Below are 20,813 nucleotides of genomic sequence, written 5' to 3' on the forward strand. Positions count from 1 at the left end.
TTTTCGGGCGCTAAAAATTGCAAAAAACGCGATGTTTTAAGCTTAAAAACAATAATTTAATAAATAATCCAAAACTCATTGATGGAAAAATTTAAGTACTTAGTGTTGTCGATTGCTATTATTTCTTCTAGTGTATTTGCCCAAGAGCAGGAAAAAGAGAAGCCACAAGGTCATACCGACCAAAATAAGTTTAGGCAAATGAAAGACCTTTTGGCAACTCCAAATGAGAGTAGAACAGCATCAGGTGCCCCTGGTTATGCCTATACCCAACAAAAGGTTGATTATGTGATGAACATTATGTTGGACGAAGCAAACAATAGAATTTATGGAGATGAAAAGATAACTTACCATAACAATTCAAAAGATTACTTGGAGTATTTATGGGTTCAGTTGGATCAAAATATGAGGGCAAAAGACTCTAAAACTCCAGATATTGATTCAGAGAATTTTAACAATCCATTTAATGGCCCGGTATCATTTATAAATGACAATTTAAAAGAGCGGTTCGATGGTGGGTTTAATATTGAATATGTTAAGAATGAGGATGGCTCTAACTTGTCTCATTCAATTAATCAAACCATGATGCGTATTAACTTATCTAAACCATTGGCTCCGGGAGACGTTTTTAAGTTTCAAATAAAATGGTGGTATAATATCAACGATATAAATGTAGATGGAGGCCGTTCTGGTTTGGAGAGGTTTCCAGACGGAAATAACAACTACACTATTGCCCAGTTTTACCCAAGGTTATGTGTTTATGATAATGTAGAGGGGTGGCAAAATATGCAGTTTTGGGGAAGAAGTGAATTTGCCCTTGAGTTTGGTGATTTTGAAGTGAAGATTACTGTACCTGCCGATCATGTTTTGGAGGCGACTGGGGAACTGCAAAATCCAAAAGATGTTTTAACAAAAGAACAGCAAAAACGTTTTGATATAGCTAAAAAATCATTCAAGGATCCTGTTTTTATAGTGACACAGGAAGAAGCAGAGCAAACTGAAAAAGGGCGTAGTACAAAAACAAAGACTTGGCATTTCAAAGCCAATCAAGTTAGAGATTTTGCATTTGCATCCTCTAGAAAATACATTTGGGATGCCATGGCTGTAGATATTAATGGGCGAACGGTGATGGCTATTTCATTGTATCCAAAAGAAGGTAATCCGTTATGGGAAGAACATTCTACTAGAGTTGTAGCTAATACTTTGGAAGAGTACTCTAAATTAACATTCGATTATCCATACAGTAAGGCCGTGTCGGTACATTCTGAAAGACAGGGGATGGAGTACCCAATGATATGTTTTAACTTTGGTCGCCCCAATCCAGATGGTACTTATTCTGAAAGAACCAAGAGAGGTATGATAGGCGTTATTACCCACGAAGTGGGACATAACTTTTTCCCTATGATAGTAAATAGCGATGAACGTCAATGGACCTGGATGGATGAGGGATTAAACTCTTTTGTAGAAACCTTGGCCGAGTTGGATTACGATCCAAATTTTATAACAGGTAATTTGCCAAAAGATATTGTGCCATATATGGGTGGTGATCAATCCTATTTATCACCCATCATGTCACAAGGTGATTATGTGTATCAATTTGGTCCTAATGCTTACACAAAACCTGCCGCTGGATTATACATGCTAAGACAAACTATTATGGGGCCAGAATTGTTTGACTACGCCTTTAGAACCTATTCACAACGCTGGATGTTTAAACATCCAACTCCAGCAGATTTCTTTAGAACTATGGAAGATGCTTCTGCTATGGATCTAGATTGGTTTTGGAGAGGGTGGTTTTATACTACTGATTATACCGATATAGGTGTAAAAGAAGTTAAGCAGTATTATTTAACTGATAAGCCAACAGAAAATGCTAAGAAGATAGCAGAGCGTTACAACATGAATCTAGACGATTATAAAGGTCAGTTGATTTATTATGCGGAGGCTTTAGATGGTATTGTGCCTAGTGATGCTAAAGAAGTTTCAGATTTTGAGGTTTTAAATAATTATTTGGCAATGTTACCAGACAGTGAAAGAGAAGCATTAAAAAAAGCACCTAATCATTTTTATGAAGTTACTTTTGAGAAACCAGGTGGACTTGTCATGCCTATAATTGTTGAATTGACATATGAAGATGGTACAAAAGAAAGAAAAACATATCCGGCACAGATATGGCGCTATAATGATAAAGAAGTAACTAAAGTTTTTAAAACGGATAAAGCAATTACTAATATTGTAGTAGATCCAGATTTAGAAACAGCAGATGTAGATATGTCCAATAACTCATGGCCAAAACAAGAAAAAGAAAGTCAATTTGATAAGTTTAAGAAGAAAATCCAAGGATAACTAACGTTTTATTTATAAAGGCCGATTTTTTACAATCGGCTTTTGTTTTCTAAACAAACAACTCACTATATTTGTATTGTGATACAACAAGCAATATTTTTATTTATTAGTGGAGGAGAAATAGCTTTCATACTATTTATAGCTATTATGGTTTTTGGTGCCGATAAGTTGCCTGAAATAGCCCGTGGTTTAGGAAAAGGTATGCGTACACTAAAGGATGCTACTAATGATATTAAACATGAAATTACCAAGAGTGCCGAAAATCATGGTATAGATACCAGCATTACTTCCGATGTAAAAAAAGAACTCGACAAAGTAAAAGACGATTTAGAAGATTTTACGGGATCGGTGAAACGCAAGTTCTAATAAGATTGTCTTATTAAGCTATTACATTTTTCTGCTAATTGTTAATCCGTCCCTAATAGGTAAAAGAACAGTTTCAATACGTTTGTCATTTTTCAATGATGTATTGTATTCAATAAGAGCAGGAGTAGATGTGTCATCTTTTTTGAATGTTTTGTCTAATACTTTACCACTCCATAGTACATTGTCGCTTAAAATAATACCACCCGTATTTAACTTATTAATTATGGCATTAAAATAGTTTGAATAATTTTCTTTATCTGCATCAATAAAAACCAAATCGAAAACCATATCAAGTTTAGGTATAATATCTAAAGCATTACCTAAATGTTGAAAAATTTGCTTTCCATAGGTAGATTTATCAAAATACCTACGCTGAAAATCAAATAATTCTTCATCGATATCGATAGTGTGTAACTCACCATTAGATTTCATGCCCTCTGCTAAACACAACGCTGAATACCCTGTATAGGTACCAATTTCCAGTATGTTTTTGGGGTTAATTAATTTAGAAATCATACTCAGTACCCGCCCTTGGTAGTGACCGCTTAGCATTCGGGGCTGTAATATTTTTTGATAAGTCTCTCGACTGAGTTGCTGTAATAATTCTGGTTCGTCTTCAGAATGGTTTACCACATAGTTGTCTAAATCTTCGGGTATAAAGTGCATTAGTTTAAAATTCTATTATACAACTTTTCTTTTGCAGTTTCATCATCACCACAAAGCCATTGAATAACATTGTCTTCCCAGATGGCATTGCGTTCTGTTTCATTAATGATGTTTCTTTCAATGGCCAAATCTAAAATTTTTCCAGGATATGATGATTGTTTGTCGCTTTCCATTTCACCTAAAGGATATGGGTCGTCAAGCCCTATTAATACTTGTTTAGAACCTTGGTTTTTAATAAGGAGCTCTAAAGACCCTGTGTCATGTACCAATGTATCGAAAAAGATGTTTTTATGCCCAACTGCTTTTCTTGGGTGGTGCTTGCCTTCAAAGAGATCGGGGCGACCATCAAAGCCTTGTATGCGACGTCCTAAATTTATTTGGGCTAACTGCCCACCATGGGCAAAGCAGGTACGCATATTGGGGAACTTTTCTTGGTAATTGTTTAGGGTTAAAAAATGATAAGCATCTGCACATTGGGCTAACATCCAAATGAGATGGAAACGCCAGGAGGTGTTTTCCAGTTTTATGAATTTTTCGCCATCATATGGGTGTATTTCAACAGCAAGGTTATATTTGCTAGCTAGCTCGAATATTGGTTCATTTTCTTCGTCGAAAATGCACCGCCAAGTGCCTATGGTATCCATGTAGTGTGTAGGTAAACAAAGTAATTGTAGTCCAAGTGATTCTACACAACGTTCAATTTCCCAACATGCGCTTCTTAAAAAACCTGGGTGTACAACAAAGCCACAGGTAAATTTACGGGGATGATCATGTTGTATGCCTGCATTAAAATCATTTTGAAACCTTAGAGCTGTTTTCATTTCTTCAACCCGTAAACCATTACCATAGAGCTGAGACAAGTTAAGTACAACGGCATGGTCTATTTTGTTGCGTTCCATCCACTCCAACTTCTCATGCAGAAAGAAACTGGAATCAGTAATGGGACGGTTCCAATCTTTTTGAAGCATGAATTTCCTATCCTTATCTACCCAAAAAATGCCCTTTTCACGCATGTAACCTGGTATTTCCTCAGGATAAGGAAGTAAGTGCGAATGGCCATTGATCCTTAGATTGCGTTTTTCCATTTATTTGTTGTTGTGACCTCTATTACTCTGGGAATGGCAACCTTTCAAAGTTTAAAGATTGCATTATCATACTTCTTTGTATTTACCAATGGGTTGTTTTCAATTAACTTTAATTTTTTTAGGCGGTTGCATAACATGACCACAATTAGGACAAGTCCTTTTATTTTCGTTACTATAATAGTTGTCAAAAATCTTTGGCATATCGGTTTCAATATTTTCCAAAGTAAAATCTTCTTCATATAGTTTGGTGGTGCAATTTTCACAATACCATAAGAGCGCATCTTTCATGCCCTCAGGGCGTTTGTATTCAATTACCAATCCAACGGTATTGGCCCCTCGCTGTGGTGAATGAGGTACTTTAGGAGGTAGGAGATAAATATCACCTTCCTTGATATGCACGTCTTTGGGTGTGCCGTTATCAATAATCTTTAAAACAATATCGCCTTCAACCTGATAGAAAAACTCAGGTGTTTCATTATAGTGATAATCTTTACGGCTGTTTGGGCCGCCAACAACCATGACGATAAAGTCAGCGTCTTTCCAAATCACTTTGTTGCCAACAGGAGGCTTTAAATGATGTCTATTTTCTTCTATCCAAGTTTTAAAATTTAAAGGAGAAACTAATTTGTTCATGGGATTGAATTTATATTCATAAAGTTACAAACTTTTTGTACGACCACCATCAACAGGAACGTTAATTCCATTAACATAACTTGCCGCTTCACTTGCTAAAAATGTTATTACATTGGCTGTTTCTTCAGGTTGGGCAAAGCGCTTTGCAGGGGTATAGTTCTTCATAATTTCGGCCATATCTTCAAATTCCCTATCTTCGTTAGCGGCCTTAATTTTTATAATTTCTGTAAGACGTTCGGTTTCAGTAAATCCGGGCAATACATTGTTTACGGTAATGCCATATGGACCAAGTTCAGTAGCTAATGTTTTGCTCCAATTACCTACTGCACCTCTAATGGTATTGCTCACTCCAAGACCAGGAATAGGTTCTTTAACCGAAGTGGAAATTACATTAACAATTCTGCCAAAACCAGCTTCTTTCATGTACGGTATAGTAGACTGCGCCAATACATGATTACACTTAAGATGTAGGGTAAAGGCCTTTTCAAATTCTTCTAAACTGGCGTTTAAAATATCACCGCTACGAGGACCTCCGGTATTATTAACCAAAATATGAAAACCGTGATGCTTTTCAATAAATTTAATGACCTGCTCTTGTAGATCCCTTGGGTTAGAAAAGTCGGCTACAATATAGCTGTGGTTTCCAGGTTCTGGCAATTGTGCTAACACTTCTTTTAGACGCTCCCTGTTTCTTGCGACTAATACAACATTAGCCCCTTCTTGGGCCAATGCTATGGCCGTTGCTTTACCTATGCCTTGAGTGCTTCCGCAAACCAAGGCGTTTTTGTTGGTTAGATTTAAATTCATAATATGTTTTCCTGAACTTGTTTCAGGATCTTTCATGGGTTGATTTAATTTATAATTAGATGCTGAACGACATTTCTTTAAGCTTAGCATGGTAGTTCAGCAGTATAGTTTATATTAATATTTTATACATACATTTTTAGGTTCTGTAAAGAAACGTAGGACTTCAAATCCACCTTCTCGTCCTAAGCCACTTGCTTTAGTGCCACCAAAAGGTGTGCGTAAGTCCCGCGTCATCCATGTGTTAACCCACACAATGCCAGCTTGAATTTCCTTGCTCAAACGCATGGTACGCTTTAAATCGTTCGTCCAAATGGTAGCCGAAAGACCATATTTTACATTATTAGCCATTTGTAACACTTCATCTTCACTATTAAAGCGCATCATAGTAACGACTGGGCCAAATACTTCTTCTTGGTTAATGGTGCATGCATTAGTTGCTACTTCAATAATGGTTGGTTCAAGGTAATACCCATTTTCAAAACCTTTGACCTCTACTTTATTGCCGCCACATAAAATATTGCCACCTTCTTGTTTAGCAATTTTAATATATTGCAATACTTTTTCTAAATGTGATTTTGAAACCAAAGCGCCAATTTGGGAGCCTTTTTCCGATGGGTGGCCAACTCTAAGTTGTTTAACGCGATGGACAAAATCATTTTTAAATATATCATAAATTGAAGACTCTATGAAAATACGACTCCCACATAAGCAAATTTGACCTTGGTTGTTAAATGATGATCGTATTGTGGTATCTAGCATATCGTGGTAATCACAGTCAGCAAAAATGATGTTTGGGTTTTTGCCTCCCAATTCCAAGGATAATTTTTTAAACAGAGGAGCTGCAATTTTAGCAATATGTGCCCCAGTATTGGTTCCACCAGTAAAGGAGATGGCTTTAATATTTGGGTGTTCAATAATAGCTTGCCCTGTTGTATTGCCTAAACCGTGTATAATATTTAAAACCCCTGAGGGTAGCGCAGCTTCATTACATAACTCTCCTAAAAGATAAGCCGTTAAAGGTGTAACTTCACTTGGCTTGGCTATAACGCAATTGCCTGCGGCTAAAGCCGGAGCAATTTTCCAGGTAAAAAGGTAAAGCGGAAGATTCCAAGGTGAAATACAGCCAACTACCCCAAGAGGTTGCCTTAATGTATAGTTAATGGCTTGGTGCCCTACACTCTCGTGACTTTCACTTGCAAATTGAGTAATGGCATTACCAAAGAACCTAAAATTACTTGCAGCTCTTGGAATGTCAACTATCTTAGCAACATTTACAGGCTTCCCATTGTCCTTACTTTCAGCCTCGGCTAAACGTTGCAAATTGGTTTCTAAAAGCTCTGAAATTTTTATTAGTATCCTACTGCGTTCCTCGAATGAAGTTTGTGACCAACTTGGAAAAGCCGATTGCGCGGCTATATACGCATTTTCAACATCGTCTTTAGACGAATTTGGGGTTTGTCCATACACTTCACCATTGGCCGGACAATAATTGTCTAACCAATTGTTTAAGATAGGGTCAAGGAATTGACCATTTATGAAGTTTTGGATTTTCATACTTGTTCTTTATCGAATCATAGAGAAACAGATGCTATTTAGTTTATCTTTTAATTTCCAATATAAGCCACAACCTTAATTTCTACTACTAAGTCTGGATGTGGTAATTGGTGTACTGCTACCGTTGTTCTGGTGGGGCCAGTTTCAGCATCAAAAAATTCCGCATAGGCTTTGTTATAACCAGCAAAATCGTTCATGTTAACCAAAAAAGAAGTAACATCTATTACATCTTTTAGTGAAGCACCTTCTTTGGTTAAATTCATTTCAATATTTTTTATCACTTCACGGGTTTGTACTTCTATATTGAGATGCTTGGTGCCCAAGCCGTCAATGGTTTCTACACCAGCGATGGTATTATCTGGACGTCTAGAGCTTGTGCCTGATACAAATATAAAATCGCCCACGCGTTTAGTGTGGGGATATGCTCCTCGTGGTGTTACTGTGTCATCTTTCATACAGCTAATTTTTCATGCCCACTATTCTATCGTCTTCTAGAATAGCTTCAGTTTCTTGTTTTATTTGTTTTAATATTGATTTTAAATCATCATTTTTATTCAATTTCCCATCTGCAAGTAGCTTTAAAATGGCTTTATCCTGAGCGCGACCTTTTAGCATGGCTTCCCTATAACCAATATCCTCATTAAATGTAACTAATGCATATTTTGAATAATATTCATTTGGAAATGCCTTTTCTAAAGTCATCTCTAATTTACGCTTTTCTTGGAACATAGTATTGGCAACATGATTGCGCATCTCATAAAAGTTGTCTATAGCCAAGTCGGCAATGGCGTCGGTATCTTTTTTTCGTGTTTTTTCGTATTCGGTAAAGACAGTTTCCCAGTTGACTTTGTCAGCAGAGAAGCTCTCCTCATATTTGTTCATAACAACATCAAATTCTACTACATCTTCAAATGAAGCATTCATACCTTGCCCATAAAACGGTACAATAGCATGGGCAGCATCACCCATTAATAAAGTGTTGCCCTTATAGTGCCAGGGTGAACATTTTACGGTACCCAAAGCAGCTGTTGGATTTTTAAAAAAATCTTTTAGTAGATTAGGCATTATAGCAAGTGCATCTGGAAATTCTTTTTTGAAAAATTCCAAAACAATCTTGTCGTTGGTCAGGTTGTTAAAATTGTATTCTCCTTCATCGTAACTTAAGAATAAAGTTACCGTAAAACTACCATCCAAATTAGGTAGGGCGATGAGCATAAAATTACCACGTGGCCAAATATGAAGTGCATTCTTAAATGCTTTATAACTCCCATCGTTATTGGGTAAAATACTTAGTTCTTTATAACCATGGGTTAAATAATCCTGCGAGAAACTGAACAGGAATTTTTTGCCTAAAAAATAGCTTTTCCGCATAGCGGATCCCGCTCCATCTGTTGCAATAATAACATCGGCATCTTCTTCAAATTCTGTATTGGTATTGTAGTCTTTAAATAGGGCTGTTGTTTTTTGAAAGTTTACGGATTTACACTTTTTGTTAAAATAAAGCGAAACATTTTCGTGTTTCTCCGCTTCATCTAGGAGCAAAGCATTAAGTTGGCCACGAGACACAGAGTTAATATACTCATGTTTCCGTCCACTATAATTAAATTGAAATGTGTTTCCATTTCTGTCGTGGATCATACGGCCATACATAGGAATGCAAAGTGCTTTTACCTTATCCTCTAATCCAACAAGTTTCATGGCTTTGTTGCCACGATTTGAAAAGGCCAAGTTAATAGAGCGACCTGCACTTATATTTACTTTGCGCAAGTCTGGCCGCATTTCGTAAACCATTACGTTATAACCACGTTGCCCCAGGCGTAATGCCAGCAGACTACCACAAAGTCCTGCCCCAATAATAATTATGTTTTGTTGTTTACGCATTTAAAATGGTCTTTAATTTTTCAACCAAACGATAAACATCTTCAAACGAATTGTAGAATGGTGTAGGAGCACAACGAATCACATCTGGTTCTCGCCAATCGCTTATAACACCACTTTCAGTCAATTTTCTATGTAATGTTTTATCGGCGTTTTTAACTTGTATGGATAATTGGCAACCTCGTTCTTCAGGATTTTCAGGGGTTATAATTCTAATAACATCTTCTCCTAATGCCTTTAATAAAAACTCAAAATAGCCCGTTAGTTTTTTTGATTTTTTGATAAGTTTTTCCATTCCTACTTCATTAAACACATCTAACGAAGCCCTAATGGCTGCCATAGATAGGATTGGTGGATTGCTTAATTGCCAGCCTTCTGCACCAGATAATTGATCAAATTCCTTTCGCATGTTAAATCGGGTTTGCTTGTTATGACTCCACCAACCTGTAAAACGATTTAAATCCTTGCGATAGGCATGGCGCTTGTGTACAAAACAGCCGCCCAAACTTCCAGGCCCCGAGTTTAAGTATTTGTAAGTGCACCAAACGGCGAAATCAGCACCAGAATCATGCAGGTTGAGTTTTACATTGCCAGCACCATGCGCACAATCAAAACCAACCAAACAACCATATTTATGCCCTAGTTGGGTAATGCGTTTTAAATCAAAAAACTGCCCCGTATAGTAATTAACACCGCCTATCAGAATGAGTGCTATTTCGTTACCTTGGGTTTCAAGAATGCTTTCTAAATCGTCATAGTTTAGCAGTTCTTCATTTTTACGCGGATTCCAAAGTATTAAACCCGCTTTATCATCAAAGCCATGATGTCGCAATTGCGATTCTACGGCATATTTATCAGATGGAAAAGCATCACTTTCAATAAGTATTTTGAACCGTCTTTTTGTTGGCTGGTAAAAAGAAACCATCATAAAATGCAAATTAGCAGTAAGCGTATTCATTACCACAACTTCCATAGGTTTGGCGCCAACAATTTTGGCCATGCTTTCATTTAAGAATTCATGGTAAGAAAGCCAAGGGTTTTTTGCATGAACATGACCTTCAACACCCAAATTAGCCCAGTCCTGTAGCTCTTGATCAACGTATGTTTTAGTTTGTTTAGGCTGAAGTCCAAGCGAGTTTCCAGTCATATAAATTACTTCCTTACCTTCAGGGTTTTTAGGAATGTGAAACTGTTTTTTATAGGATTTTAATTCGTCATTTTGATCTTGTTGTAAAGCAAAATCAAGACCTAATTTATAACTGGACAATTTGGAATGTTTTTCGGTTTCTAACAAAAATAAGAATTCTAACTCAAGTTAAGACGATCAAAAATTGCTAATTTCAAGAGGACTTTTTTGTATATTTAATTAAACTTTATGCTATGGGTGTTAAACGAAAATATACAAATGGTGAAGTTACTGTAGTTTGGGAAGCTGAAAAGTGTGTGCATTCGGGAATTTGCGCCAAAGGCCTTCCGCAGGTATTTAGACCCAGTTTGAGGCCTTGGGTAAGAATAGATGCTGCCGATACTGATACAATAATAAACCAGGTTAAGCAATGCCCATCAGGAGCCTTAAGTTGTTATTTGAATAACAAACCTAAAGAGCCTATAAATAAGGTAGGTGTTAAAGTTGAGGTTATGGCAAATGGACCGTTATTGGTTCATGGGAACTTAGAGGTAACTTATAAAGATGGTACAAAGGAGGAAAAACGTAAAATTACTGCATTTTGTAGGTGCGGACATTCCAATAACAAACCATTTTGCGATGGCTCGCATTCAAGAAATGGTTTTGTAGGTTAAAAAATACCTTTAATTAAAGGTGGGTTTGGGTGAAGTTTTTTATTTTGTTCCAGGTATCCAATAGTAAAGCCAATTCTTCTTCATTATCACCCCAACCATGTCCAGCTTCAGGATATAAAGTAAACTCATTAACGACATTCAAAATATTTAATTTATCTCTCAGATCGGTACCTTGAGTAGTTGGAATTAAGGGGTCTTGTCCGCCGTAAAATAAAATTGTAGGTGGTGACGTTTCTGTGGCTTGATGTAATGGACTTACTTCTTTTAAGTAATCTATGGAAGGATTGTTGCCATAGGTTGCCAAAAGTTCCTGTAGTTGGGGATTGGTACTATTTAGGTAAGCCGAATCGGTAAAATTGGTTGGTCCAACAATGCTGCAAACCATATTTACGTTATTTTGACTGTCAAAAGCATAACTCCATAGAAGTGATAAATGCCCTCCTGCACTTACGCCTATAAACCCATAATTTTCTGAGATGACATACTCGTTTTTTTTATTTTTTAACTGATTGATGATTAAAGTAATATCATTGATTTGCATGGGATAGGGGGGATTATTTTCGTCCGAAAGCCTATAATTAATATTCACCAATGCCAAATCTGGAAAATTGGCACGATATAATTCAATAAGATAATTCATGCTACTTTTATCCCCTGAAGTCCAACCGCCTCCATGAACCAGAATCATTAGTTTAGTATTTGTGGTTCGTCCTTCTGGTAGATAGATGTCATAAATTTGGTTACTATCAGTGCCATAAGAGATGTTAGTTATTGCTTGAAATTCCAGTTTTTGCGGTTCAGGGCCTTCACCATTACTAGAACAAGAGAAGTATTGTAGAGCAATAGCTATTAATACAATGAATAATTTTATCCGTTTCATTTTTTTATAACTATAAAGCCAGCAATTTATTGTTATTTGATTATATGGTAATTGATAAAAAATAGCCTTATAAAAGGATTATAAGGCTAAAGGTTATTTTTGAGAGGGTTTAATTTTACCAGAACATAGCGTATAATACAGTTAGTATAAGCATAACAACAAATGAGCCTATATTAAACAAAGGTGATGTTTTGAACAGGGCTTTTGTAATCGGAATGCCTTTGGTATCATCAGCACCTTTATGTTGTACATAGCTGTAAATGGCAATTACCAACATGGTCAACAATAAAGTATATCCCATTTGGTCCATAAACGGAACGTCAACAAAGAACGGTGACGAAGACCAGCCTTTAGGAGCAACCTTAAAGTACATGGCAATAGGTATTGAGGATAGGGCACCAACAATAGCGGCTTTGTTCGTGGTCTTTTTCCAGAACAGACCTAATAGGAAGACTGCCAAAATACCAGGGCTTACCACCCCTGTATATTCCTGTATGAATTGGAATGCCTGATCTAGATTGCCCAAAAGAGGTGCCATGATACAGGCAATGACCAGGGCAATGAAAGCAGAAATCCGTCCGGTGTTTACCGTAGCTTTGTCACTGGCGTTTTTGTTGATGTACTGTTTGTAGATATCCATTGTAAAAATGGTGGATGTAGAGTTTAACATCGATGCCAAAGATGATACTATGGCAGCGGCCAATGCGGCAAAAGCCACGCCTTTAAGTCCGGTTGGTAAAAACTGCAATAACCAAGGGTATGCTTTGTCCGCCTGTTCCAACGATGGGATGTTTCTTGTTGCAATTTCCCCAAGGCTTGCCATTAATTCAGGATCGTTAATAATAACATAAGCGGCAATTCCAGGGATAACAACAATTAAAGGTATGATAAGCTTCAAAAATGCGGCCAGCAATATACCCTTTTGGGCCTCTCTTAAGGACTTGGCAGCTAAAGTTCTTTGAATGATATACTGATTGAACCCCCAATAATATAAATTGGCAACCCACATGCCGCCTACCAACACACCTAAGCCTGGTAAGTTCTTGTATTCTGGATTAGATTTATCAAGTATCATTTCAAATCTTTCAGGAACTGCCTCAAAAACGGAATTTAATCCAGCTAAAACACCTTCGCCCCCAGACACTGTGTTTAATGCTAGGTAAGTGGTTACAAGTCCACCTAAAACCAAAAATACCACTTGTATAACATCAGTCCAGGCCACTGCCGAAAGACCACCATAAAGGGAATAAGCGGCTGCAAATAAAGCCAAACCAATAACGCCATAGATTAGAGGGACACCTATAATGGTCTCAAGGGCAAGAGACCCTAGGTAAAGCACTGTTGTGAGGTTAACAAATACGTATAATGCAATCCAAAAAACAGCTAAAATGGTTTTTAGGTTTGTGGAAAAGCGTTTTTCAACAAATTCAGGGATAGTGTATAGGCCCTTTTCGATAAAGATTGGCAAAAAGTATTTACCGACTATAATAAGGGTAATGGCAGCCATCCATTCATAGGATGCTATGGCCAAGCCCGAGGCAAAACCAGAACCGGACATGCCAATAAACTGTTCGGCAGATATGTTGGCGGCAATGAGGGATGCTCCAATGGCCCACCAGGGTAAAGATTTACTTGCCAAAAAATAATCTTCAGCATTTTTTTGGTGCCCTTTCTTGTCTCTGGATACCCATAGGCCTACACCTAAAATTAGAATGGCGTAAGCGATGAAGACTATATAATCCCATGTGTGAAATCCGGTTGTCATAGTTTTTAGTGGTGTTTAGTTTGATAAACTTTAATGGTTTTATAAATAAAGTATTTTTTAAAATCAGTCATGAAAAATGAATCCGAAAGCCAAATATATAAATTAAAATTGAAATTTCAATGAAAAAAAACATACTGGTAGGTAGTGGTAGGTTTTTTAAAAAATATGTATATTTGTCTAATTAATATGATATCTGTTAAGAATAATATCGGTAAAGCAAAATACAAGCAAATTGTTGATTCAATTGAAGATGCTATAGCTACGGGTGTTCTTAAAAAAGGGGATAAAATCCCTTCGATAAATGAAGTAAAAGCAAAGCACTCATTGTCAAGGGATACGGTTTTAATGGCGTTTAATGAATTAAAAAACCGGGGTATTATTCAGTCTATTGTTGGGAAGGGCTATTATGTGTTAAGCGAAGACATAGAAGTGCAACAAAAAATATTTTTGTTATTTGACGAGTTGAATTCTTTTAAGGAAGACTTGTACAATTCATTTTTGGAGCACTTAACCGATAATATTCATGTCGATATATTTTTTCATCATTTTAACAAATCAATTTTCGACAAACTTATTTACGATAATTTAGGAGCGTATAGTTATTATGTAATTATGCCTGCTAATTTGCCTAATACTAATAGGGTTATTAAAATTTTGCCAGCCGATAGAGTGTATATTTTAGATCAGGTGCATGATGATTTAACAGAATATGCTGCCATATACCAAAATTTTGAAGAAGCAATTTATAAGAACCTTAAAGAGGCGTCCCAACTTATAGAAAAATATGAAAAGTTAGTATTGGTATTTCCACAAGATAAACAGCCTGTAGGCATGTTAAAGGGATTTCAGCGTTTTTGTGATGACCACAACTTTTCAAATGTAGTAATTAAATCAGTTAAAAATTATATTCCAAAATTTGGTGATGTATATATTATCCCGGACGATAAAAGTTTGTTGTATATCATTAAAGCCTTAAAAAAGGAGAAGCTATCTTTGGCTGAGGATGTAGGGGTTATATCTTACAATGACACCTTACTAAAGGAAATCGTTGAAGGAGGTATTACTACCATATCTACAGATTTTAATGCTATGGGAAAACGACTTGCGGAAATGATACTTAATAAAGAACAAGTGCGAATTGAAAACCCCCATAGTTTAATTATTAGAAATTCATTATAACTTTTTTAAATGTACCAGATAAATTATAATAAAGTATCACATTTTATAGAGGTAGAAAATACCAAAAATGGGTTATATGCTAAAATATATCTAAATCAAGGGGCAAGCCTTCAAGAATTGACACTCAACGGACATGCTATTATTCGGGATTTATCACCATTAACATATGATGACACTTACGCATCATCCATTTTGTTCCCTTTTGCCAATAGGGTTAAGGATGGGGAATATATGTTTAAAGGAAAGCTTTTTAAGTTAGAAACTAATCAGAAAGAAGAAAATAATGCGCTGCATGGATTGGTATACAATAAATCTTTTGAAATCGTTGAATCAAAAACTGAAGCAGACTGTGTATCGATAATACTTCAATATAATGAAATCAATGAAACTAAAGGCTTTCCTTATACATTTAATATTCAAATAAAATATGAGTTCAGAAAAGATACGTTAGCTTTAAAAGTAACGGTTAAAAATACTAGTGCAAAAGCGTTTCCGTTTACACTTGGCTGGCATCCTTATTTTCATAGTGAGAATCTTTATGAGAGTGAAATACTTATGGATAGTACATGTAAAATTATTTTGGGAGACCGTAACATCACCACAGGTACGACTAAAACCAGTACTGAACTACCGATAAAAATTGAAAACAAGCAGTTGGATGATTGCTGGGCTTTGAACTCTGATAAAGTATTATTTAAAACCCCTAAATATGACCTGCAGTTTAACGCATCGGGGAATAACAATTTTTTACAAGTATATACGCCTCCAAAAGCCAATACCATTGCTATTGAGCCTACTACCGGTGTATCAGACAGTTATAACAATAAATTGGGCTTAGAGGTTTTAAAACCTAATGAAGTTTATACTATTGAATGGCTTATAAAAATAATATAACAAACAAAATCAAACTAAAATGAAGGAGCAGTTAATTAATGATGTAAAAGAAAATTATTTAAAAAACTTTGGTATAGAACCATTACTTGTTTTTTCACCTGGAAGGATTAATATTATTGGAGAACATACAGATTATAATGAAGGCTTTGTTTTTCCGGCAGCAGTGGATAAGGGTATTGCAGCTGCTATTCAAAAAAGCGAATCAGGGTATTCTTCTGCACATGCATTGGATATGGATGGCCATATTGAATTTGAATTGGATAAGTTAAAACCTCAGGCAGAAGGTAGTTGGGAAAATTATGTTCTGGGTGTTGTTGCTGAAATTCAAAACAGGAATAAGGTTGTAGGTAATTTCAATATCGTTTTTAAGGGAGATATACCAAGTGGTGCAGGAATGTCGTCATCGGCAGCACTAGAAAATAGTGTAGTGTTTGGACTTAATGAGCTTTTTGGTTTGAATTTGACCAAAGAGGAAATGATTTTAATTTCTCAAAAGGCGGAGCATAATTATGTAGGTGTTAAGTGTGGTATTATGGATCAATATGCCAGCATGTTTGGTAAGAAAGACCATGCTTTATTATTGGATTGCAGAACAGTACAATCTAAGCCTTATGAAATTAATTTTAAGGATCACCAGTTAATGCTAATAAACACTAATGTAAAACATAGTTTATCTGATAGTGCCTATAACGATAGACGTTCGGCCTGTGAAAGTATTGCCCAATTATTAGGTGTTAAGGCCTTAAGGGATGCAACAGTAATTGATTTAGAAACAGTTAAGGACAAGGTAACGCCGGAAAACTATCAAAAAGCTTTATATGTTATTCAAGAAAATAATAGAGCTATCATGGCGTCTAAAGCTTTAGAAGATAACGATTTAGAGACACTTGGTAGTTTAATTTATGGATCTCACGAAGGATTATCAAAGCAATATAAAGTAAGTTGTGATGAGCTTGATTTTTTAGTAGAACAGGCAAAATTAAATAAAAGTGTTCTGGGTGCTAGAATGATGGGTGGCGGTTTTGGTGGATGTACTATTAATCTAGTTGAGAAAACCAAGGCTAGGGCATTTGCAGATGTGGTATCTAAAGCTTATGAAAAAGAGTTCGATAAAGCATGTTCGGTTTACTTTATAGAATTATCTGAAGGGACACATATTGTAAAGTAGTCTGCAAAATATTAATAAAATGAAAAATACAGATTTACAGGATTATTCACATAAGCGATTCAATATTTTAACGGGGGAGTGGGTTTTAGTTTCACCTCACAGGGCTAAACGTCCATGGCAAGGTCAGAATGAGGCTATATCAAATGAAAAACGACCAACCTATGATGAAACGTGTTATTTATGTGCCGGAAATATAAGGGTTAATGGTGAAGTGAACCCTAATTATAAAGACGTTTTTATTTTCACCAACGATTTTGCGGCTTTACAAAGTGATTCACCTTCATTTTCTGTTGAAGACGGGTTATTAATGGCAAGAAGTGAGAAAGGTATATGTAAAGTGGTTTGCTTTAGTCCAGATCATTCCAAGAGTTTGGCTGATATGACACCAAGTGAAATTCAGAAAGTGGTTTTTGCGTGGCAAAGGGAATATAAAGCGCTGGGTGAAAATAATTTAATTAACTACGTTCAAATATTTGAAAATAAGGGAGCTGTAATGGGATGTAGTAACCCGCACCCACACGGACAAATCTGGAGTCAGTCTACATTGCCTAATGAAGTCGACAAAAAAAATACCCAACAACTATACTATTATAAAAAAAACAATAGCAGTTTGTTAGGAGATTATTTGAAGCAGGAATTAGAAAAAAATGAACGCATCATTTACCAAAACGATGCTTTTGTGGTGTTAGTTCCATTTTGGGCGGTATGGCCGTTTGAGGCTATGATTGTACCTAAAACCCGTCAATCGAGTATCTTGGATATGAATGATGAAGAAGCTCTACTTTATGCTGATGCCATTTCGGTTTTAACTAAGGCTTATGATAAATTGTTTAATACTTCGTTTCCGTATTCAAGTGGTATACATCAAGCCCCAACAAATAGAGAAGACCAAAGTCATTGGCATTGGCACATGAGTTTTTATCCACCATTGTTGCGTAGTGCTACTGTAAAAAAATTCATGGTGGGTTATGAAATGTTTGGATCCCCACAAAGGGATATTACAGCTGAAACTGCAGCACAAAGAATAAAAGACCTAATAAAAATGTGTTAAATAAAGTCAACTTGCATTGACATTAATCATGTTTCTTGAGATTCCTATAATTTTTTTATTGCTTTTTAGATGTATTAAAACAATAAGTTAAGAGGTTTATAAATGGTTTTGTATAAGGTAAGTTTTAAAAAATAAACTCTTTACAAGAAAGGGGTTAGTATTTTTTGTAATTTAGTTAACTTAACACTAAAATCACTTAACTATGAAAACAGTTTTTTCTTTTTTATGTATTGCATTACTTTTTGTATCATGTGAAGAAAAGGTCGACAATTCAGCTCAAATTAAATTTGAAGAAAACTCCAAAACCGTATTGGCTAACCTGCAACAATGGCAAGATGAAAATTTAGATTATTCGGTTTATGCCGATGATTTTATCATGTTAGAGACTATGTTTGGATCTAAAAAAGACACCATTACTCTTGAGGAATTGAAAGCGTCTGATAAAAGGTCATGGGAGTATTTCGATTTTAAAATGCTTAATGAACCAGTATTATTGCCAGGTGTAAATCCAGACACTAAAAAGCCAGATGGTTCGGTAAGGCATTATAGTACTTGGGAAGTAACATTACCCGCAACTGATTCTACTGAAGCCAGATCAGGAGTTATTAAACTCTACGAATCGTTTGATTTTAATGATGAAGGAAAAATTTTGTTACAGCAAATTTACGGTGATTTTTCAGGGCTTTTAGCTCATTTAATGCAAAAGGATGAAGTCCTGGAAGAAGAGACAATGACAGAAGAATAAATTTCATTTCAATAAAGTAAAACCTCCTTAAGCTGTAAAAGTTTAAGGAGGTTTTTTTTACAAATGTTATTTAAGTCAAAATATCTAAGTAAAGACAAACTCTAAATATCTTTGATTTTTTTATAGATTTGTTCAATCTAAAAAATGGTTTTTTTATTTAATGAATCTTATTCTCGAACAAATAAGTAAACAAAACCAACAGGTATTTAGAACCTTCTTTAATAAGCATTATGAAGAATTGGTTCGATATGCTAATGGTTATCTATTCGATAAGGATTCTAGCGAAGACATTATTCAAGAGGTGTTTATTTATATATGGGAAAATGCTTCAGAGTTGAAAATCAAGGCTTCTTTAAAAGGTTATATATATACTATGGTGAGAAATAGATGTTTGAATTACTTAAAGTCTATTAAGATTACCGATGATATTGAATTTTTAGAATTCAATATCAATCTCATTACAGAGCATGTTTTTGATAGTGTTGATGATGAAGATAAGAAAATTGTTTATCATCAAATATTAAAGATTGTTGATTCGTTACCGGAAAAGATGCAACAAATTGTTAGGTTAAAATTTTTGCACAATTATAAATATAAAGAAATTGCGGATGAAATGGGAGTTTCTGTAAACACCGTAAAGACACAATTAAAAAGAGCAAAATTGAAGATTACTGAGTTGGTAACTTCCATTTTAATTTTGCTACAAATGCACTAGTAACAGTCTTTGATTTTAAGAAATTTGCTATATTTTTTAAAAAACTTTTCTTTTTTGTCACCCATTTTTAAAATTCATTTGTCTTAGTTAAGAGAAAGATAATCAAATCTTAATCCAACGATAAAGAAAGAGAATGGAATTTAAGTTAATTATTAAAAAAATTAACGGAACACTTACCTCTGAAGAAAAGCAAGTGTTCAAAAAATGGTACGAAGAGTCTCAGAGACATAGAGACTATTTTAATTTAGTAAAAAACAACTATAACAAGGAGTTGGATTTTATTGATGTTGAAAAGGGATGGCTTGAAATTCAAACCAAACTAAAATTAAATAAATCCAAAAAGCATTATTGGAAGTATGCCGTTGCTGCTTCAGTTGCTATTTTAATCACGTTCGGTTTGTTCTTCCAAAAGGAAAAATTTTTCCCTCCAAATCAACCACAGGTTGTTATTGAAAACAATCCCATTTCCATAGGTACAGACAAGGCGACTTTAACTTTAAGCGACGGCTCAGTAGTTGCCTTAGAAAAGGGTAAAAATTTTCAGGTCGAAAATTTAAGTAGTAATGGTGAAAAATTGATTTATACTACTGATCGAAATATAAAATCTGAAATAAAATATAATTATTTAACTATACCAAGGGGCGGACAATTTCAAATAGCTTTAGCAGATGGTACGCAAGTATGGTTAAATTCAGAATCACAGCTTAAATACCCAGAGGCTTTTGTAGAAGGAGAAACTCGTGAAGTAGAATTGGTTTATGGAGAAGCCTATTTTGATGTCTCTTCAAGTGCAAAACATAACGGTTCTAAATTTATAGTATTGAACCAAAACCAAAGAGTTGAAGTATTGGGAACAGAGTTTAATATTAAGGCCTATAAAGAAGAAAATAATATCTACACAACATTGGTGGAAGGAAAGGTGAATGTTGATAATGGAATAGAATCTCAAATATTAAAACCAAACGAGCAATCAGTTATTAGCATAGGAAATGAAAATATTGCTGTTAATGTAGTAGATGTATATAGTGAAACAGCTTGGAGAAAAGGACTTTTCAGTTTTAAGGGCAAACCTTTAAAAGAGATTATGGTTGTACTATCTCGATGGTATGATGTAGAAGTTAAATTTATTAAAGAAGATTTAAAAGAAGTAAGGTTTAACGGCGTGTTGAGTAAAAAGGATAGTATAAGAGAGATTTTAGATGCAATAAAAACCCCAAAATTTATAAATGCCTATGAGATAAAAGACAAACGGATTACTATAGAGTAAAAAAAGAAAGGGAACAA

At 35.3% G+C, this 20,813-nt stretch carries 20 protein-coding genes; 10 read left to right on the forward strand and 10 right to left on the reverse strand.

Annotated features, from left to right (window positions below):
• The first annotated feature begins 81 nt into the window (after window positions 1-81).
• Window positions 82-2,343 carry a M1 family metallopeptidase gene (locus MR053_RS06135; protein WP_242131547.1) on the forward strand — a complete coding sequence of 754 codons (2,262 nt, stop codon included), beginning with the start codon at window positions 82-84 and terminating at the stop codon, window positions 2,341-2,343.
• A gap of 78 nt (window positions 2,344-2,421) precedes the next feature.
• A complete protein-coding gene (locus tag MR053_RS06140; protein ID WP_223551239.1) occupies window positions 2,422-2,709 on the forward strand; it encodes a Sec-independent protein translocase subunit TatA/TatB in 288 nt (95 codons plus the stop codon).
• 21 nt (window positions 2,710-2,730) lie between these two features.
• Here MR053_RS06140 and MR053_RS06145 read toward each other — a convergent pair whose 3' ends face one another.
• The 8 genes from MR053_RS06145 to kynU form a co-directional block, all read right to left on the reverse strand.
• The gene (locus MR053_RS06145) at window positions 2,731-3,375 is read right to left on the reverse strand and encodes an O-methyltransferase (protein WP_242131548.1); all 645 of its coding nucleotides are present in this window, start codon (window positions 3,373-3,375) and stop codon (window positions 2,731-2,733) included.
• Window positions 3,375-4,460: an amidohydrolase family protein gene (locus MR053_RS06150; protein WP_242131549.1), complete on the reverse strand. Its 1,086-nt coding sequence runs from the start codon at window positions 4,458-4,460 to the stop codon at window positions 3,375-3,377. The genes MR053_RS06145 and MR053_RS06150 overlap by 1 nt, the downstream gene beginning before the upstream one ends.
• Window positions 4,461-4,559: 99 nt before the next feature.
• Window positions 4,560-5,093, reverse strand: coding sequence for a 3-hydroxyanthranilate 3,4-dioxygenase (locus MR053_RS06155; RefSeq protein ID WP_242131550.1), 534 nt, complete (start codon window positions 5,091-5,093; stop codon window positions 4,560-4,562).
• A gap of 24 nt (window positions 5,094-5,117) precedes the next feature.
• Window positions 5,118-5,900, reverse strand: coding sequence for an SDR family oxidoreductase (locus tag MR053_RS06160; protein WP_242131794.1), 783 nt, complete (start codon window positions 5,898-5,900; stop codon window positions 5,118-5,120).
• 114 nt (window positions 5,901-6,014) lie between these two features.
• Entirely contained in the window at window positions 6,015-7,454 is a 1,440-nt protein-coding gene (locus MR053_RS06165; protein ID WP_242131551.1) for an aldehyde dehydrogenase, read from the reverse strand.
• Between the two features lie 50 nt (window positions 7,455-7,504).
• A complete protein-coding gene (locus tag MR053_RS06170; RefSeq protein WP_242131552.1) occupies window positions 7,505-7,909 on the reverse strand; it encodes a RidA family protein in 405 nt (134 codons plus the stop codon).
• 4 nt (window positions 7,910-7,913) lie between these two features.
• The gene (locus MR053_RS06175) at window positions 7,914-9,335 is read right to left on the reverse strand and encodes an FAD-dependent oxidoreductase (protein WP_242131553.1); all 1,422 of its coding nucleotides are present in this window, start codon (window positions 9,333-9,335) and stop codon (window positions 7,914-7,916) included.
• The gene (kynU, locus tag MR053_RS06180) at window positions 9,328-10,599 is read right to left on the reverse strand and encodes a kynureninase (protein WP_242131795.1); all 1,272 of its coding nucleotides are present in this window, start codon (window positions 10,597-10,599) and stop codon (window positions 9,328-9,330) included. The genes MR053_RS06175 and kynU overlap by 8 nt, the downstream gene beginning before the upstream one ends.
• 113 nt (window positions 10,600-10,712) lie before the next feature.
• Here kynU and MR053_RS06185 point away from each other — a divergent pair, with 113 nt between their 5' ends.
• On the forward strand, window positions 10,713-11,132 hold the full coding sequence (locus MR053_RS06185; RefSeq protein ID WP_242131555.1) for a (4Fe-4S)-binding protein: 420 nt from the start codon (window positions 10,713-10,715) through the stop codon (window positions 11,130-11,132).
• A 13-nt stretch (window positions 11,133-11,145) separates the two neighbouring features.
• On the opposite strand, the gene MR053_RS06190 is transcribed toward MR053_RS06185, so the two are convergent.
• Together MR053_RS06190 and MR053_RS06195 are read right to left on the reverse strand one after the other, a co-directional pair.
• The gene (locus tag MR053_RS06190; RefSeq protein WP_242131556.1) at window positions 11,146-12,012 is read right to left on the reverse strand and encodes an alpha/beta hydrolase; all 867 of its coding nucleotides are present in this window, start codon (window positions 12,010-12,012) and stop codon (window positions 11,146-11,148) included.
• A gap of 115 nt (window positions 12,013-12,127) precedes the next feature.
• Entirely contained in the window at window positions 12,128-13,777 is a 1,650-nt protein-coding gene (locus tag MR053_RS06195) for a sodium/sugar symporter (protein WP_242131557.1), read from the reverse strand.
• A 186-nt stretch (window positions 13,778-13,963) separates the two neighbouring features.
• On the opposite strand from MR053_RS06195, the gene MR053_RS06200 reads away from it, so the two are divergent.
• The 7 genes from MR053_RS06200 to MR053_RS06230 all read left to right on the forward strand — a co-directional run bounded on the left by MR053_RS06200 (window position 13,964) and on the right by MR053_RS06230 (window position 20,796).
• Entirely contained in the window at window positions 13,964-14,956 is a 993-nt protein-coding gene (locus MR053_RS06200; RefSeq protein WP_255744857.1) for a GntR family transcriptional regulator, read from the forward strand.
• Window positions 14,957-14,965: 9 nt separating this feature from the next.
• The gene (locus tag MR053_RS06205; RefSeq protein WP_242131559.1) at window positions 14,966-15,850 is read left to right on the forward strand and encodes an aldose 1-epimerase; all 885 of its coding nucleotides are present in this window, start codon (window positions 14,966-14,968) and stop codon (window positions 15,848-15,850) included.
• 19 nt (window positions 15,851-15,869) lie between these two features.
• Entirely contained in the window at window positions 15,870-17,018 is a 1,149-nt protein-coding gene (gene galK / locus MR053_RS06210; protein ID WP_242131560.1) for a galactokinase, read from the forward strand.
• A gap of 19 nt (window positions 17,019-17,037) precedes the next feature.
• Complete coding sequence (locus MR053_RS06215) at window positions 17,038-18,069, forward strand: UDP-glucose--hexose-1-phosphate uridylyltransferase (RefSeq protein WP_242131561.1); 1,032 nt, start codon at window positions 17,038-17,040, stop codon at window positions 18,067-18,069.
• A gap of 202 nt (window positions 18,070-18,271) precedes the next feature.
• On the forward strand, window positions 18,272-18,814 hold the full coding sequence (locus MR053_RS06220; RefSeq protein ID WP_242131562.1) for a hypothetical protein: 543 nt from the start codon (window positions 18,272-18,274) through the stop codon (window positions 18,812-18,814).
• Between the two features lie 160 nt (window positions 18,815-18,974).
• Window positions 18,975-19,529: an RNA polymerase sigma factor gene (locus MR053_RS06225; RefSeq protein ID WP_242131563.1), complete on the forward strand. Its 555-nt coding sequence runs from the start codon at window positions 18,975-18,977 to the stop codon at window positions 19,527-19,529.
• Between the two features lie 133 nt (window positions 19,530-19,662).
• On the forward strand, window positions 19,663-20,796 hold the full coding sequence (locus MR053_RS06230; protein WP_242131564.1) for a FecR family protein: 1,134 nt from the start codon (window positions 19,663-19,665) through the stop codon (window positions 20,794-20,796).
• Window positions 20,797-20,813 lie beyond the last annotated feature (17 nt).

It is taken from the genome of Aestuariivivens marinum, from assembly GCF_022662175.1.
In the GTDB taxonomy this organism is placed as follows: domain Bacteria; phylum Bacteroidota; class Bacteroidia; order Flavobacteriales; family Flavobacteriaceae; genus Aestuariivivens; species Aestuariivivens marinum.